General features: G+C 53.8%; 12 protein-coding genes. 6 read left to right on the top strand and 6 right to left on the bottom strand.

From position 1 onward, the window contains the following. Nucleotides 1-42 precede the first annotated feature (42 nt). Entirely contained in the window at nt 43-2,157 is a 2,115-nt protein-coding gene (locus ACQ66Q_RS18915; protein WP_430458208.1) for a methyl-accepting chemotaxis protein, read from the bottom strand. A 27-nt stretch (nt 2,158-2,184) separates the two neighbouring features. Beyond that, on the bottom strand, nt 2,185-2,874 hold the full coding sequence (locus ACQ66Q_RS18910) for a TorF family putative porin (protein WP_430458207.1): 690 nt from the start codon (nt 2,872-2,874) through the stop codon (nt 2,185-2,187). 306 nt (nt 2,875-3,180) lie between these two features. On the opposite strand from ACQ66Q_RS18910, the gene ACQ66Q_RS18905 reads away from it, so the two are divergent. From ACQ66Q_RS18905 to ACQ66Q_RS18885, 5 genes are all read left to right on the top strand, one after another. After that, nucleotides 3,181-3,453: a FeoA family protein gene (locus ACQ66Q_RS18905; protein ID WP_430458206.1), complete on the top strand. Its 273-nt coding sequence runs from the start codon at nt 3,181-3,183 to the stop codon at nt 3,451-3,453. Nucleotides 3,454-3,543: 90 nt separating this feature from the next. Continuing rightward, nucleotides 3,544-5,361: a ferrous iron transporter B gene (gene feoB, locus ACQ66Q_RS18900; RefSeq protein WP_430458205.1), complete on the top strand. Its 1,818-nt coding sequence runs from the start codon at nt 3,544-3,546 to the stop codon at nt 5,359-5,361. 603 nt (nt 5,362-5,964) lie between these two features. Beyond that, on the top strand, nt 5,965-6,381 hold the full coding sequence (locus ACQ66Q_RS18895) for an organic hydroperoxide resistance protein (protein ID WP_430458204.1): 417 nt from the start codon (nt 5,965-5,967) through the stop codon (nt 6,379-6,381). A 126-nt stretch (nt 6,382-6,507) separates the two neighbouring features. Then, nucleotides 6,508-7,539: an alpha/beta hydrolase gene (locus ACQ66Q_RS18890; RefSeq protein WP_430458203.1), complete on the top strand. Its 1,032-nt coding sequence runs from the start codon at nt 6,508-6,510 to the stop codon at nt 7,537-7,539. Between the two features lie 83 nt (nt 7,540-7,622). After that, nucleotides 7,623-8,126 (top strand): MarR family winged helix-turn-helix transcriptional regulator, encoded by a 504-nt coding sequence (locus ACQ66Q_RS18885; protein ID WP_430458202.1) that lies wholly within the window; start codon nt 7,623-7,625, stop codon nt 8,124-8,126. Nucleotides 8,127-8,502: 376 nt separating this feature from the next. Here ACQ66Q_RS18885 and ACQ66Q_RS18880 read toward each other — a convergent pair whose 3' ends face one another. Genes ACQ66Q_RS18880 through ACQ66Q_RS18870 form a run of 3 tightly spaced genes read right to left on the bottom strand, consistent with a single transcriptional unit; the run spans nt 8,503 to nt 12,027 of the window. Next, nucleotides 8,503-10,002 (bottom strand): parallel beta-helix domain-containing protein, encoded by a 1,500-nt coding sequence (locus ACQ66Q_RS18880; protein WP_430458201.1) that lies wholly within the window; start codon nt 10,000-10,002, stop codon nt 8,503-8,505. A 22-nt stretch (nt 10,003-10,024) separates the two neighbouring features. Continuing rightward, entirely contained in the window at nt 10,025-11,407 is a 1,383-nt protein-coding gene (locus tag ACQ66Q_RS18875; protein ID WP_430458200.1) for a cytochrome-c peroxidase, read from the bottom strand. Then, nucleotides 11,404-12,027, bottom strand: coding sequence for a c-type cytochrome (locus ACQ66Q_RS18870; RefSeq protein WP_430458199.1), 624 nt, complete (start codon nt 12,025-12,027; stop codon nt 11,404-11,406). Before ACQ66Q_RS18870 ends, ACQ66Q_RS18875 begins: the two co-directional genes overlap by 4 nt. Nucleotides 12,028-12,522: 495 nt before the next feature. On the opposite strand from ACQ66Q_RS18870, the gene ACQ66Q_RS18865 reads away from it, so the two are divergent. Next, the gene (locus ACQ66Q_RS18865) at nt 12,523-15,060 is read left to right on the top strand and encodes a TonB-dependent receptor (RefSeq protein ID WP_430458198.1); all 2,538 of its coding nucleotides are present in this window, start codon (nt 12,523-12,525) and stop codon (nt 15,058-15,060) included. Nucleotides 15,061-15,158: 98 nt separating this feature from the next. On the opposite strand, the gene ACQ66Q_RS18860 is transcribed toward ACQ66Q_RS18865, so the two are convergent. Continuing rightward, the gene (locus tag ACQ66Q_RS18860; RefSeq protein WP_430458197.1) at nt 15,159-16,262 is read right to left on the bottom strand and encodes an HDOD domain-containing protein; all 1,104 of its coding nucleotides are present in this window, start codon (nt 16,260-16,262) and stop codon (nt 15,159-15,161) included. Nucleotides 16,263-16,372: the final 110 nt, after the last annotated feature.

The following is a 16,372-nucleotide window of genomic DNA, read 5'->3' as shown; positions in this document are numbered from 1 at the left end:
TGAGGCAGAATTTGCAAAGGTTGTGCCGGGACCAGCCCGTGTTTAGTTGCGCAGCCGACCCAGCTGGCCATTGATATCATCGGTGATATTGCCAATCTGCTGACTAATTTGCAGATTGTCGCCGGATAACTGCTCCAGCTGCCGGGTGGCATCATCAATCGCGGTGATATTGCGGTTGATCTCTTCACTGACCTGATTTTGCTGCTCTGCCGCCGCCGCCACCTGAAAGGCATTATCGGCAATCGCCGAAATGCCGCTGGTGGCTGCCGACAACTGGGTATAAGAAGTTTCCGCTTCCTGCAGCGTGACCGTTACTTTGTTGGTGTTGGCGGTGATTTGACTAACGGTGCCGGCCACCTGCTTCTGCAAATCGTGGATCAGCTTTTTAATCTCGTCGGTCGAGCTGTGCGTACGGGCCGCCAGTGAGCGTACTTCATCGGCGACCACGGCAAAACCGCGGCCTTGCTCACCAGCGCGGGCTGCTTCAATGGCGGCATTCAGCGCCAGCAGGTTGGTTTGCTCGGCAATGGCCTGGATCACTTCGATGATGCCGTTGATTTGCTGACTGCTTTGCGACACCGACTGCACGGCCTGGCGGGTTTGTTCAAAATCGGCGGCGACCGTTTCGAATGCCGACACTGTGGTGCGGAACAACTGATTCGCCTGTTGCAACGACTGCAGGCTAGACTGCGCACCCTCCGCGGTGCGGCTGGCCAGGTTGGCCACTTCATGCGCCGTTGCCGTCATTTCATGCATGGCCGAGGCGACACTTTGCACCTCAGCCGCCTGCAAATGCGTGGCGTCATTGGTTTTCTGACCGATTTTTACCAGATGATCTGACTGGCCCTGCAGCGCCACCGACGATTGTTTTAATGCAGTGATCATCTGCCTTAATTTCGCTGTGAACGCATTAAAACCCTCGGCCATCAGCCGCAGCTCCAGCGCTTTGTGGCTTTGCAGCTGCCGGGTCAGATCGCCCTCGGCGCCCGCCAGCTCCTGCATCAACTGGCCCATCTGCATCACCGGGGTCATGGCACGTTTAAGCCACAGTGCAACTATTAATACCCCAGCCACCAGCAGCGCCAGACCGAGCATTAGCATGCGGCCCGACGTGCTGTCGGCGGCGCTGTTCAGTTGTTGCTCCAGCTGTCGCGCTGCCGCGAGGGCTACTGCGCGCGGGACGGCAACAACCACCTGCCAGTCGGCATTCGCCGCATCGACCCGCAGTGGGCTACTCATCACTAAATCGTCCTGATACACAGCAAGTTCGGCTTTGTGTTGCTGCAGATGCTGGTGCAACCCTTTATCCAGATCCGGCAAAGCTTTACCAAGATCCTTTGCCAGCACATTGCTGGCAAGCACCAGCCCATGTTTACTGAGCAGATACAGTTTTACTTTGCCGCCATACAACTGCGCCGCCTGCCGCTCGACCAATTCCTGCAACACCGGCAGGTTCATATCGACACCGGCGACACCGCGGAAAGTACCATTGCTGACCACCGGATAGACCAGCGACGTCAACAACACCGAATTACCAGGCGCGATCTCCCATAAATAAGGTTCCATCAGACAAGGTTTCAGGCTGTCGCGGCTGCACAGGTACCATTCCGCTTCGCGAATGCCATATTGATTGCGCGTTTCGACATATTTCACCGCTGGATCCGGCACCTGAACAAACTTAACGTCCTGGCCATCGCGCACCCAATAAATTTCCATGGTGCCTTGCTTTGAGCTGTGTTGCTGACTGCCGTCGTGCTGACTGTCTGCCTGGTCGTAACCATTGGCTTCAAACTGGGCGTACAAGGCGCTGATCCCTGCATTACTGCGTAGCAAGACACCGGCCTGTTGCTGCACCCGCTCACGGCTGTAAGGAGTATCACCACTGCCATGCGCTGTGCTGCTGAGCAGCGCAGACATCGACCGGGCCAGGTCAAAATTGCGGTTAATCAGCGCAGATGTCTCTTGTGCGATCCCACCCGCTGCATCAGAAAGCGTCGCCTCAGCCTGTTGTTGCAACGACTGATTGAGCAGCGCAATCGCCACATCATTATTACTTTTGGTAGAAAACCAACCAAGCACGGTCAGTAAAGACACCACCAGCGTGATCAGCACCGCCATACCGGCGCTTAATTTAAAACGTAACGAATCGACCTGCATAAAGCACCCCAAGCTAAGAAACGGCAGTTACCACTGAAAAGTTTTGCTGACACTGAGCGACAGCCGGGCATCACCCAGCACCGGTAACTCAAGATCTGTATCATCAAACGCCAGCAGGAAATTCATCCCCCATGCCGCTTGCTGATAGGCCAGCCGCCAATGATGGTAAGTGCCGTCATTGTCACGCATAAATTTATCGGTTTGAGTGGAAGTAGAACGGTCAACCTGTAACAACAGTTCTCCGTAGCCAAGCGGTATGCCATGATTGAGCGCGACGATATAATGGCCACCACCAGCGCCAAAATAATCTGAGGCATACCAATAAGATAACTTGGTTTTGCGATAAGCAATTTTCAGATACGCCTCAGGAAAATTAAAACCACGGCTTTGCGCGCCGTCGGAGCCATGATAGGTGTATTGCGCGATCCCGGCGTCCAGCAGCCAATCGTCATTCAGCTGCCACCAGTGGCCGACAGTCGCATCGAATTCCAGATCGGTGCCGTCGGCAAACTTGACATTAGACGCCCAGAAACCGGCGTATAAACCGGAGCCGTTGTTCCAGTCCAGACTAGGCTGCAATGCCGGGTCGTGGTCGGTCAGGGTCACCCCGTTAAATAAATAGTCACTGGTCAGTGTCACTGTGGAACTCAGTTCCGCCTGAGCTGCGGCGGATAACAGCACAGTAAATACAGAAAAAACTGCTGCAATCTTTCTCATGAAAACCTCGTTTGGAGCAGGCAATGAGGCCGGTCAGCCAACACCTGTAGGGCCTTCCACGGCAGACAAGTGTTTGTTTATCCTGCAAACACTGAAGTATGAAACTGATCTATAGCAGTAATTTGACTGTGGCGCCTGCTAGGGGCATTGATTCGGATCTGTTGCGGCAGCAATCCATGCCACAGCGTCTTTCGCCACCCACCTGACGGCATTCAACGCGACAAACAGAAATTGGGTTTGAATTCGGCGGCTAATTTAGCGACAATGACAATTATTATCATTTAGCTTGCCGGGAGTTTGTGCCTGATGAATGCTCATACCACCGCTATCCAAACGCCAGTGCGGCACACCTTATGGGATGCGCCGAAAAAAGCCTCGGTCTTAGTCGTTGAATTGCTGGCAGGGTTAAATCCGCTGGTCGTCAACCGGTTACGCGAAATGGGACTGGAACCGGGGCAACAGCTGCTGAGTCTGGGTCGGGGTCCGTTTAACGGTCCGCTGGTGGTTCAGATCCAGGACTGCGTCTACACGCTGGAGCGGCAAGTCGCCCAACATATTCTGATCCAACCGCAGCTCTAAACAGTTTTTGCTGGCTCAGATCAACCGATCTGCCAACACTCAAAGCGCCTTGTCCAGACAACTGGCGCCACGTTGTATAAAAGGCTTCTGATGAAAAAAATCGTTCTGGTGGGCAAACCCAATTCTGGTAAAAGCCTGTTATTTAATCAGCTGACCGGTTTACGGCAGAAAGTTGCGAACTACCCCGGTGTCACGGTCGAATTGAAATCCGGCCGCTTTGAACAGTTTGAATTGATTGATTATCCGGGCGCTTATTCACTCAGTAGTTTGTCGCGCGATGAAGAAATCGCCGTCAGTAAACTGAACGACGCGTTGCAGGATCCGGCCACCGCACTGGTGATTTGTAATCTGGATGCAACGCGGCTGGAAAGCAGCCTGATGTTTGGTTTGCAGGTGCAGGCATTGGCCCGCCGCCAGCAAAAAGCGGTGGTGTTTGCGCTGAATATGGCCGACGAACTGCAGCGCTTTGGCCATCAGCTCGATACCGTCGCGCTCAGTGCAGCACTTGGCAGCCCGGTGTTTGCCATCTCGGCCAAAACCTTATTGGGCATTCACGAATTCCGCCAGGGCGTGCTGGCGCTGGCCAGTGCCGCTGAGCCGGCAGTCCCTTCAGCCGATCATGGCGATGAGCAGGCAGTACGCGATCTGAGCCGAAGCCTGTCCCGTCAATACGGTATTCAGGCCAGCCTAGTGCTGAAAAATCAAAACCGCATCGACGCCTTTATGCTGAACAACCTCAGCGGCGGTCTGGCGTTTTTGGCAGTGATGTTTTTGTTATTCCAGAGTATTTTCACGCTCGCCGCGCCTTTGATGGACGCGGTGGAAGCCGGCATCGGCGCTTTGGCGCAGTTCGTCACCGGCTTTATTGGTGCAGGCACCACCACCGATTTCCTTAACGACGCTATTTTTGGTGGCGTCGGATCATTCCTGGTGTTTGTGCCGCAAATCATGATGCTGACGCTGATCATCGGTTTGCTGGAAGACAGTGGTTACCTCGCACGGGCCGCGCTGATTTGCCACCGGCCTTTGAGTTTTTTCGGCTTGTCCGGCCGCAGTTTTATCCCGTATTTATCCGGCCATGCCTGTGCCATTCCGGCCATTATGGCGGCGCGCACGATCGAATCGCCGCGTAAACGCTTAATCACGATGATGACCATTCCGTTGATGGCCTGCTCGGCGCGGCTACCGGTCTATGCCTTGCTGATTTCGGTGCTGATCCCGGAGCGCGCTTATCTGGGCGGACTGGTCAATTTGCAGGGCGTGGCGTTTTTTGGCTTATATATGATGGGGATTGTCATTGCGCTGCTGGTCAGCCTGATGTTGTCGCGGTTTGTGATAAGCCGCGACGAAAAATCCGATATGCCGTTTATTCTGGAGCTGCCGAACTACCGGCTGCCGCACTGGAAACCGCTGATTGTGCGCGTCATTAGCGCCGCGAAAAGCTTCGTGTATCGCTCAGGCCCGGTGATTTTTGCCGTGACTGTGCTGATTTGGTTATTCGGTTATTTCCCGCATGACGCCGGTGGCCTCGAGCATTCTTATTTAGGCCAGATTGGCCATTTTATTGAGCCGGTATTTGCACCGCTCGGTCTCGACTGGCGTTATGGCGTGGCAATTCTGATGTCCTTCCTGGCACGTGAAGTCTTTGTTGGTGCACTGGGCACGCTGTTTGGTATCGACGGTGCCGACGAAAACATCGCCGGTCTTGCCGCCAATATTCAGGCCGACGGCCTGGCGCTCGGTGCCGGTGTTGGCCTGTTACTGTTCTACGTGGTGGCGCTGCAATGTGTCGCCACAGTCGCCACCATCCGCGCCGAAACCGGCAGCAACCGGATCGCTGTCGGTCTAGTCGTCGGTTACGGCCTGCTCGCGTACGCGCTGGCCTATCTGGCTGCGAATCTGCTGTAACTGCTCCCGTTTGGGCGATTGCTTGCTGGCAATCGCCCATTCTATCCCTCTGCCATCTGCCATCTGCCATCTGCCGTCTGCCATCTGCCGTCTGCCATCTGCCGTCTGCCGTCTGCCGTCACTATCCGTGTTCATCTTGGCGTCCAGAGGCAAGTTGCAATCGTTTGACAGGTTCTGTACGGCGGCGCTGACGCTGGCCGATACCTACGCTACGAATGAATTAGTAGGTATCGGCGAGCAAAGCGTCGCCGTACACTGAATCCCAGTTTTAATGTCCGCAAAAGCTACCAAGCCAATATTTAACTAGCCGTAAGGCCAGATCAACCTAACAAACCCAGCAATCAAAAGTATTTATTACTTAATAATCAAACACATAACCTGCATTCATTCAAATTACAAAAATTTTGCTTGCGCGATAACTATTATCGCGATATCTTTATCTCAAGCCAGAACACAAATGACCTGGTGAACAGACTGCGGCACGGTAAACACCATACGGGCAACAGCAAAACAAAGGTTGTTTTTTTAGGTAAACAGTTATCGCGATAATATTTTGCGAAATACGCAAGACGCGAAACCATCAACATAATCAGGAGCTCTATCATGCAAGTTATCTATAAAGCAGTTGTAACCAGTACTTCAGGCCGTGACGGTCGCGCTGTGTCCAGCGACAACAACCTGGATGTGAAATTAAGCACGCCACGTGAACTGGGTGGTGCCGGTGGTGCAGCCACTAACCCGGAACAACTGTTTGCTGCTGGCTACTCAGCCTGTTTCTTAAGCGCAGTCAAATATGTGGCTGGCCAGAGTAAAATCGTTATCCCTGCTGACGCCAATATCCGTGCTGAAGTTGGTATCGGTCAAATCCCGGGCGGTTTTGGTCTGGATGTTGAACTCTTTATCGACCTGCCAGGTGTTGCTGCCGACGTAGCAAACGATTTAGTGCAAAAAGCGCATCAGGTATGTCCGTACTCAAATGCGACCCGTAATTCACTGCAAGTCCGTCTGACGCTGGTGTAACCAGCGTCCGTCCCGGACGGATTTTTTTTCAGTAAATAGTTATCGCAATAATATTTATCGAAGCAGCATAAACAAACATTAACCCAAGGCGTGCCGCAGGCCGCGAACTGAATACCGGAGCAAGAGATGAAAAATTTACAGAAATCTATTGGTTACAGCATTGTCGCATTTGGCCTGCTGAGCGCCGTTGGTAGTAACACTCTGTACGCTGCAGAGATCCCGGGCGTAGAAAAGAACACCGAAGCCTTTTTAAATGTCCTGGCACAAGGCGGTGGCAAACCACTGGAACAGTTAAGCCCAAAAGACGCCCGTGCCGTGTTAACAGGCGCACAAGCTGGTGCCGCCTTACCGGCAGCCGATGTCAGTGAAAAATGGATTGTCGCCGATGGCCAGAAATTAAAACTGGTGATTGTGCGCCCGGCCGGTAGCAAAGGCACGTTGCCCGCCTTTATGTTCTTCCACGGCGGTGGCTGGGTACTGGGTGATTTCCCAACCCACGAACGCTTGATCCGTGATTTAGTCGCCCGCTCCGGCGCAGCGGCTGTGTATGTTGATTACACGCCATCACCGGAAAGCAAATATCCGACCGCGATTAATCAGGCCTATGCTGCAACCAAATGGGTGGCGGAACATGGCGCAGAGATTAAGGTCGATGGCAAACGCTTAGCGGTCGCCGGCAATAGTGTTGGTGGCAATATGGCGGCAGTGGTCGCGCTGAAAGCCAAAGCGGCCGGCATGCCAGCGCTGAAATTCCAACTGCTGATGTGGCCGGTGACCGATGCCAGCTTTGAGAACGGCTCTTATCAGCAGTTCCAGCAAGGCTACTTCCTGACCCGCAATATGATGCACTGGTTCTGGGATAACTACACCGCCAATCCGGCTGAGCGCAACGAGATTTATGCGTCGCCACTGCGGGCCACGACTGCCCAGTTGCAGGGTTTACCACCAGCCCTGGTACAAACTGCTGAGCTGGATGTCCTGCGCGATGAAGGTGAAGCTTATGCAATAAAACTGGATCAGGCCGGTGTGACCGTGACCTCGGTGCGATATAACGGTATGATCCACGACTTTGGTCTGTTAAATCCGCTGAGCACAGTGCCGACAGTTCAGGCCCAGCTGGACCATGCCGCCAGCGCGTTGCAACAGCACCTGAAATAAGGCAGATTTGACACTGCTCCCGATAAGCCGGCACTGCCGGCTTGTTTCATCAGAGCGAATAAATCAGATAAAAGAGAATTGAAATGGCAGATGCAAAAAAGTCCCAATCCGAGCCAAAGCAGTTAAAACCACTGCTCATCGATCCCGGCTGTGCCTGGCCAGCCAGCGCTTTGCATCTGGATAATCAGCTATGTTTTGCGCTGTATTCCGCTTCACTGGCAATGACTAAAAGTTATAAACCACTGCTGGAACATATTGGACTGACCTATCCGCAATATCTGGTGATGCTGATTTTATGGCAACAGGACGGCGTGGCCCTGCGCGATATCGCCGAAAAACTGCATACCGAATCCGGCGCCTTAACCCCGGTATTAAAACGGATGCAGGAGATGGGTTTACTGATCCGCGCCCGCAGCCCACACAGCGAACGCACGCTGGAGATCCGCTTAACCGACGCGGGCCGCGCGATGCAGCAAGAAGCGCTGAAGATTAATCAGCATATCGCGATCAATTGCGGCAGTACGTTGACAGAGATTGACGCGCTGCGCGACCAGCTGATTAAACTGCGGCAGACTTTGACGGCGTGATGGTGGTTCTGATGGGCAACTGTTGAGTCTTTGTCTCGTTTTCGACTTTGCAGCGAGATCGTTTGTCGCGGCAAAGCCAGCACCGCCACCACCATGTTCGCCCGTCGCGCCTCCAGCGCTCACTCTAAACCGTTCACTCCGCTGCTGCCGATGGTGGCTTTGTTGGCGTTTGGGATGGCTGATTTGAGCGAGTTGCGGCTCTCCGATCTGTTGTAGGGGTAGGCCTTGCGCCTACCCGAATTTCGCGGACTACGGGTAGGCGCAAGGCCTACCCCTACGGCTCATCAAATGTCCGCAATTGGCACATTCCAGATCGCCGTCCATTGCTAAAAAAAGGGCATGCAAAAGCACGCCCTTTCTGAAAACTTCGCAACCCCTACTTTTCCACGCTCAGCATATATTTCGCCACCGCCAGCCGGGTTTCGGCGTCGAGATAATCCTGTTTTGGCATCGCCGGATAGTCTTCGCGTTTTTTCACCGGGTTGGCGATAAAGTTGGCCAACGCCTGCGGGTCATCCATGTACAGCGATTGGATCACTTGCACCGGTGGGCCAATCAGCCGGCCGGTGTAGGCGTGGCAGCCGGTACAGATGCCAAGATAAGCGTATTTGCCTTTGTCAGCAGTTGCGGTGTTGCGCGGCGCGGCCGGTGTTTCCAGTAAATAACTGACAACCGTATCAGTGTTGGTGAAACTACAGGCTGGCCAGTCGCCGACGCCTGCCGTGACATAACGCTCCGGGTTGGCGATACAACTTTGTGTCACTTTACCGACCCGCACAATATCCGGCTCGCCTTGTTTCAGTTCTGCACCGAGCAGCACTTTAGCTTCAGGAATTGTGTCAAAACCGTTGTGATACATCAGGTTATTCAACAGCTGGATTTTATCCGGCGTCGGGTCTGATTCCGGATCTAACGAGGCATTGGGCGCATTTTCGTGGTCCGTAATAATAATGCCGGCCACTTTGTTATCAACGATCAGGTTGTCTTCAACGATCACATTATCCGCCGCCATGATCAGGATACCGGTGCCGGCCGGAATGCCCGACACCATCGAACCCGGCGCACCAAAGTTGGCGGTGTTGTTATTGCGGATCCAGTTATTGCGGATAATGACTGTGTGGGTGTCTTTAATTGGCAGGCCTGGCGTAACAAAGGCGAGAATGCCGCCGGTGTTGTTATGGACAAAGTTGTTTTCGACCACGGCATAGCGGCTGTTTTCGATTTCAATACCGGCCACGCTGTCGAAAACTTCGTTATTGGCGACATGGATATGGTCGCTCATGCCGACATAAATCGCCGCATCTTCAATACCAGACACAATATTGTGTTCAATCAGACCGTTTTCGCCGAGCTGCGGGAAAATGCCGTACACGCCGGTGTCGTCGATGATGTTATTGCGAATTTCAAAGTTATTACCGGCCTGGCCCATGATGCCGTTGCCTTTGTATTTGGTAATCAGGAAGTTCTCAATCAGGATATTGTTGCCTGAATACAAAATGGCGTCGTTGAGGCGTTCTTCACCAAACAAGCGCGGTCTTTTGCCATCAATAATGACGCCGCTTAAGCGGATGCCGTCTTTGTCGATGTAGACGGTTTCAACGTAATCGCCCGGCCAGACCTGGATCACATCACCCGGCGCGGCCGCTTTCACCGCATCCATTATCAGCATGCCCGGTTTGACCTGATGCACTTTGCCGGGCGGCGTATCCGGTAGCACTGACTTTTTCGCGTTGCTGCTAACACCTGAATTGGCGCCACTGACTTGCAGGCTGGCTTCTTGCACCACGGCCGCCGGCGCCTGCGGTTTTTGCCCCCACAGATACCCACCGGCTAAAGTGACCGGCAATAGTGCCGCCAAAATCCAGTTTGTTTTCATTATTTGTGCTCCCCGTTTTTCGCTAATTCTGCGCCTTGGCCGATTGAGTTGTTTGGTGTGGGTGTCCACGTTGCAGACCGTTTTGGTGTGTTGTTTGAAGTGGGTGTCCATGCAGTGGTTCGTTCGTCGCCAATGCTGCGGCCTGGCTGATTGCTTGTTGTGTCTGTTGCGATGCTTGTTCTGATGCCTGCTGCGGTCTGACTTCAGCCGGCAGTGGCAAACCGGACGGCAGCTGCTGCGGCAACTGCGGGGTCAGGCTTTGATCGGTTAAGGTCTGCAAAAACGCAGCAATTTGCTGATTTTCTGCCGCGCTTAATTTGGGTTCCCAGATATGCCAATGCAGTAGCAGCTTCTCGCCTTTTGGCACGGCGTGACCCCGGCCTTTGCTGTAGAACTCGGCCGCTTCCTCTAAGTTGGTAAAACGGCCGGAATGCATATAAGGCGCGGTCAGCGCGACATTACGCAGTGTCGGCACTTTAAAACCACCCCGCAGTTTGGCGGTTTCCTCAGTGGTGCCGGCACCCACATCAAAAGGTTTGCCTTCAGGTTCCGGCGTGCCAATCACGGCAATTTGCTGATTGGTAAATAGCGGCGGCGTATGGCACTCGGCGCAGCGCGCAACAAAAGAGCGGAACACATTCATGCCTTTGATTTCTGTCTCATTCAGCGCCTGATGAAAGCCGTGCGCATAGTGGTCATAGCGGCTATTGAGGGAAATTAACGAACTTTGAAAAGCGGCGAGCGCCGTAACGATCTGCGGTAGCTCAATCGGCCCTGCCGTTGCAAAAGCTTCAGCAAACAAACGCGGATATACCGCATTGGCGTTTAAATCATGTAGTAGTTTTTCTGGCGTATTGGCCATTTCATCGGGCGCAAACAAAGGCCCGGCCGCTTGCTGTTCCAGACTGGGGCTGCGACCGTCCCAGAACAGTTTTTGCAAAAAGCCGACATTCCACAAAGTTGGTGCGCTGCGTTTGCCCTGCTGACCAAAAGCGCCGGTACTGACGGCTTTGCCATCGGCAAAGCCTTTGTCTGGCTGATGGCAGCTGGCGCAGGCTTGTTGTTTATTGGCAGATAACAGCGGGTCAAAAAACAGGAAACGGCCGAGGTCAATCTGCTGCGGGCTAAAGCCATCGCGCGCGGCCGGCAACGCAGTTTTGGTGCCACCGACGCCTTTGTTCTGCAACGAATCATATTGCTGATACAGATTCACCAGCTTGCACTGCTGGTCCACCAGCTCGAAACTGGGCGGACACTGCGTTGACAGCTGAATTGGCGCAGGTGCGACGCCAGAAAAATCCTCGCTGGTAAAACCGGCACCGGCCAGCCGCGGTGCTGCCGCGACAGCTGCAAACTGACACAGGACAGCACAGCACAGCAGCGCAAGACTCAGCCAGCTTTTCATGGCAAAGACCTGATATAGGCAATCACCTGAGTGATCTCCTGCTCGCCAGGAAGGGTGCGCGCCATCATCGCCATCTGCCGGCCCGGTTTGTCGGTTTTATCGCTGCCGCGCACGCCAGTGCGGAAATACTCGAGCTGACGGGTTAAATAAGCCGCATCGAGTTGGTGCAGCGACGGCGCTTTCAGTGCCGCAACGCCTTCGGCTTTGGCGCCATGACAAGCACCGCAACTATTGATGTAAATACGCCGGCCTTTGTCGACCTGTACCGGATCTGCTGGCTGCGTCGTGGTTTTGGCCGGCAGCGGCAACCCGGCAAAATGCCCGGCCAACGCCGTTAGTTCGTCTGTGGATAAATTCGTTGGCAGAGCCGCCCGCATCTGCGCCCCCGTCGTGTCTTGTGGGTGGGCACCACGCAAGCCAGTTTGAAAATGCTGTAACTGCCGCAGTAAATAGTCCTGCTGCTGACCGGCCAGCGCCGGCGCCTGCAGCACAGCGTTGCCGCTGCCATCCGCCTGATGACAGCTCTGGCACAGCGGCAATGCGGCCTGCGCAGCAGCACCGGCCGCACCAACCACACTAGAGGCCCACAACATAGTGAAACAAAATCTGTAGATGTTCACGCCAACTCCTGTGCCGTCATCACTGCGCTGACGATGCAATGCTGCATGTGTTCAGCGAATTCACCGCGCGATCCGAATCAGTTCCTGGTGCGCTTTTGATGTTTGTAGGGTGCGTCGGCGAGCAGTTCACGGCAAACAAAATAGTGTACAAAAGTGTACAAAATCGGGCCGAAAAACCGGCATTTCAGCGTGTTTGATTGCTGCTGAAACCGACTGACTGTGCTGGCTTAAACCAGTCTGTAACCTTTGTGCTGTATGAGTTTCCCTATTTGCCAGCGGCCAAATCGCCGCCATGTTTCTGCCATTTCGGGCCTCGCTACAAATAGCTGGGGCCGGCGGTGGCTCTGTTGCGTTCAACCTGCACACCGATATTATCGGGAAAGCCGGTGTCACGGCGTTGTTGTCGTAGCGACAACTGCGTTTGCGGGCGCCTTTTCGGCCCCCAAGGCAGACCGGTATCTGCCGACCATAACTAAAATAATCCGGAGAACAGAGATGACAGGTGTGAACAAACAACACAGGAAGACTCCCCTGGCGTTTTACATCGGCCTGGTCTGCAGCAGTGCGCTGTACAGCCAGGCCAGCAACGCGTTAGAGCAACAAAACAACGACAAAAACGCTGACTCAGCAATCGAAGTGATGACTGTCACGGCACAAAAACGGGTGCAAAACCTGATGGATGTGCCGGTGGCTATCGATTCGGTATCCGCCAAAGATTTAGAAGAAACCAACTCGGTGCTGCTGGGCGATATCGCCGACTACACGCCGGGCTTTAAATTCAGTAAAGACGGCGTGGCCCAGGCGACTGCGACGATGCGCGGCGTGTCGAGCTCGAATATCAGTACCGGCGGCGACCCGTCGGTCGCGATTTTCTACGACGACGTGTATCTGCCGCGGGCCGCACAAAGTGTGTTGTTTGCTGATATGCAGCGCATCGAAATATTAAAAGGCCCGCAAGGGACTTTGTTTGGCAAAAACGCCGCGGCCGGTGTCGTTAGCATGGTGCCAAACGGGCCAGAGCAAAGCGACGAAGCCTTTGTTAAAGGTACGCTCGGCGACTATGGCTTAAAACGGTTTGAAGGCATGGCGAATACCGCGTTATCGGACGAGTTCGCGATCCGCATCAATGCGATGTCGAACCAGCGCGACAGCTATCTCGACAACGTCTACCAAGATTATCGCGGCGAAGAACTCGGCAACGCCAACCATCAGGCCGCCCGCGCTGCCGCTCTGTGGACACCCACTCAAAGCACCAAAATCCAGCTCAGTTACGACTATGACGACATGGACCAGGGCTATTCACCTGCCATCGGCCTGAGCCCCTACGCCTACAGCATGAACCCGCTCGACCGCACCATCGAAAACGATGTGATAGACGGCCACGAGCGCCGTGACATGGACGCCTGGACGTTAAAAATCAATCATGAATTTAATAGCGACTGGTCCGGTAAACTGATCTCCAGTAAACGGCAATGGCAAGTGTCAGGCCGCGATGACGCCGACGGCACCGCCGATAAAACCCGTTATCTCGATACCATTAACTTCGAAGATTCAGACATTTTCTATAACGAGCTGCAAATCAACTACAGCCACGACAAGCTGAACTACGTCGGCGGTATCACCTACAGCAAAGAAAACGTGCATCAGACCACCACGCTGGATATCACCGCCGATACCATTGCGCGGCTGACCAGCGATAACCTGAACCAGATGCTCGGTGGCGCCCTGATGCAAGCCGGCGTGCCGGCCGAAGCATTGGGTCAGATGGGCCTGCCGATTGACCATATCTGGAAACCGGCCGACTGGGCCAGCGTGCTGAGCATTCTGGCGATGGTCGACCCGTCGGTGGCCGGTCTGCTGCAACAGCTAGGCGCTGAACCCTTCAGCCCGGAACTGGTGGCTGCGATCAGCGCCACCGGCGACCTGACCTATCAGCTGATTGGCGGTGGCCTTGGCATCGCCGAGATTTTTGGCCCTTCCTACGCCGGTAAGATGTGGAGTGAAGACATCATCAACAATGGTGTGTTTAATTCCTACGGCATCTATTCCGATGTCGATTATCAGTACAACGACCAATGGGGCTTCACCGCTGGCCTGCGCTATAGCCGCGATGAAAAAGACTTCAGTTGGGATATCCGCGAGCGTTCGTTTGGCGCGTCACTGCCAAGCCTGACTGAGTTTTTATTCCCGCTGGTGACGAATCTCAAAGCCAGCAAAGACTGGAGCAAACTGACCGGTCGTGGTGTGGTGCGCTTCCAGCCGGATGCAGATCAGCTGTGGTTTTTATCTTATTCAACTGGTTATAAATCAGGTGGTTATGATTCGTTAGACCCAACATCTGCTGCCAATCCCTATGCGCCGGAAGAAGTCACAAATATCGAGTTAGGCTACAAAGCCGAACTGTGGCAAAGCGTGCGGGTACAAACCTCGATTTACAATATGGACCTGACCAACCGCCAGCGTTCAGTCAGCAGTAAAAGGCCGGGCGACGGCGTCGCCGTGCCGCTGATTATCAACGGCGACCAGGATATTCGTGGCATGGAGCTGATTGTCGACTGGCAGGCGACTCCCGCGCTGAAACTGGGTGTGGTCACGGAATACCGCAAAACTGAATCCAGCTGGGAGCAGTTTTATAACGGCGACGGCGACTTAATCACCGATACCGAAAAAGACTCCAGCGCCGATGCTTACACGCTGACCGCCGACTGGACGCCAGACTGGGCCTTTGGCGACGGCCAATGGAAAGTGCATGTTGACTACGTTTATGAAGAAAACACCCGTGCCGACGACCCGGACATTCTGGCCATTGCCAAACAAATTCCGGCTTATTTTGCCGACAGCAAAAATCTCAATGCGCGCATCAGCTGGCAAAGCAACAGCGACCATTGGGAAGTCGCAGTCTTTGGCAAAAACCTGACGGATAACGAAATGACCGGCGGTATCGGTGGTTTCGCCGCAGCAGTACTCGGCACGCCAATTACGTCACTGAATCCGCCACGCACCGCCGGCGTTGAAGTGAAGTACCAGTTCTAACCCGCTTTTAACCTGTAACCTGTGGCAGCGCGCTCTCCCCTTGCTGCTGCAGGTTTTTTCAGCAACTTACAGCACGCATGAAACATCGGGGTTCACCACTAATTCGGCCATTCTTTCAGCGCTTTTTTTAATGCGTTGTCTGGAAGCTGCGCAATCAGATTCCTGAAATATTCATCGCTGATGCCATCAACCAGATAACCCGATAATGCGAGGACTAATGCAGATTCGTCTTGCTGCAGGTAGTTATCGTTCTTGCTATCGAGGATCAGCTGAATGATATCCTCTTCATAGCCCCAGGACGTTAGTAAGTACCAACTTAACAACGCTTCAGTTTTGATCCCAGACAGCAAGTCTGGTAATTGCACATGTTGATCTTTAAGAGCTAACGCTGCCAGCCGGCCTAAACCCGACAGAATGGCTGCGGTGAAGATTTTTTCCTGCTCATCATGGCATAGCCCTTGTGCCTCTGACAGCACCTGGCTGATGGTTGCCTGCTGGAACGCTTTTTCATTCGCAGCTCTGTAATGCGCATGCTCAGGCAAATGCGATTCGAGAGCCATCGCCGTCACAATCACTTCAACCAGACTAGTCCCCAACCGCATCAGACAGACGGCCAGCGAATGTGTCGGGTGTTTGAATCCTAAAAACGCGGAATTTGCCAGCTGCACCAACCGCGCAGAAATCACAGTATCCTGCGAGATCACGACGGCAATTTCGTGAATATTCACCTCTGGCTGGCGGATTTTTGCCCGGACTTTTCTGGCAATGAGCGGCAAGCCCGGTAAGCGCAATCCACTCGTTAGTTGAGCACGCAGCGCATCGGGTAGATTGAAACTCAGCAATCTGCTGAGGGCAACAAAGACACTATCAATATCGGCGTTTTGAAAAGGTTTGCTCAGCACAAAATGCGCATCATGACTCGCATCGCTGATAATCTCCTCACTCAGGTCACCGGTTAACAGCACTCTCAGACAATTTGGGTACATTGTTCTGCATTCAGCCAGAACTTTATCCCCTTTGCAGCCGGGCATTAAAAAATCGCAAAACACGATATCGGGTTGCACATCCACGCATGCGGCCTGCCAGACTTTGGGCTCATGACAAGTCAAGACTTGCCAATCTGGCCGCAACATTCTGGCTATCCGCTCCAGCGCTTTGAGCATAAAGGGGTCGTCGTCGATAAAGAGTACCGTGGCTTTCATCTTGTCCTTTCAACCAAGAATATGTATCTGATTGATTCAGCTATCCGGAGCATCACTTCAGACTTTAGCACTGAGAAGCTAGTTCCCACTACAAATCCAAAGCACTCGCT

It is taken from the genome of Rheinheimera sp. (assembly GCF_965283995.1).
In the GTDB taxonomy this organism is placed as follows: Bacteria; Pseudomonadota; Gammaproteobacteria; order Enterobacterales; family Alteromonadaceae; genus Pararheinheimera.
This window is presented reverse-complemented; position numbering and strand designations above follow the sequence as displayed.